This window comes from Mesorhizobium sp. M8A.F.Ca.ET.202.01.1.1, from assembly GCF_004791595.1.
Classification (GTDB): domain Bacteria; phylum Pseudomonadota; class Alphaproteobacteria; order Rhizobiales; family Rhizobiaceae; genus Mesorhizobium.
Map to the genome: position 1 here is coordinate 1 of NZ_SRUN01000055.1, position 811 is coordinate 811.

Genomic DNA, 811 nt, shown 5'->3' on the forward strand with positions numbered 1-811 from the left:
GGTGCGTTTCTGAGCCTGGCGCATCCAGTGTTTGATCTTGGCGAAGGCCTGCTCAATCGGATTGAGGTCCGGAGAGTAGGGCGGCAGATACCAAAGTCTGGCGCCGGCAGCCTTGATCATCTGCCTGATGGCCGCCGACTTATGACTTCCCAGATTATCCATGACGACGATGTCGCCGGGCTTCAGAACGGTGAGGAGCTGCTGCTCGACATAGGCGCGGAAGCATTGGCCGTTGATCGGTCCGTCGAAGACACAAGGTGCCGCGAGCCGATCCCAGCGCAGTGCGCCGAGGAAGGTCAGCGTACGCCAGTGGCCGTGCGGAGCCAAACCGCGCAGCCGCTTGCCCTTCGGCCCCCAACCTCGCAGCGGAGCCATGTTGGTCTTGATCCAGGTCTCATCGATGAAGACTAGGCACTGTGGATCGAGACCGGTCTGCCAGGATCGCCATCGCTGACGCCTGCGGGCAACATCAGCGCGCGCCTGCTCAAGGGCGAACAGTGTTTTTTTTGAAGCTCAAGCCCTCGCGGCGCAGAAACATCCAGACCGTGTTGTGCGAGACCTTGATCCCACGCGCATCCAACTCGTCCTTTAGCCGATGCAGCGTCAGCTCAGAGGTCTGATTGATCCGTTCAACAATGAAGGCCCGATGCGGCTCCAGAACGCGCTTGCGGTGTCCGCCCATCTTGCCCGGCGCCACCGAGCCGGTGGCACGGTAACGCTGCGACCACTTCACTACAGAGGAAACCGCAACGCCAAAGCGCGATGCCACGGTACGGCAATTCTCGCCTGCGCCAACTGCTTCAACAACACG

1 pseudogene is annotated in these 811 nt (G+C 61.0%); it reads right to left on the bottom strand.

The window, feature by feature from the left end:
- Positions 1-811 (bottom strand): annotated as a pseudogene (locus EN845_RS33790) (IS630 family transposase); the annotation flags it as partial.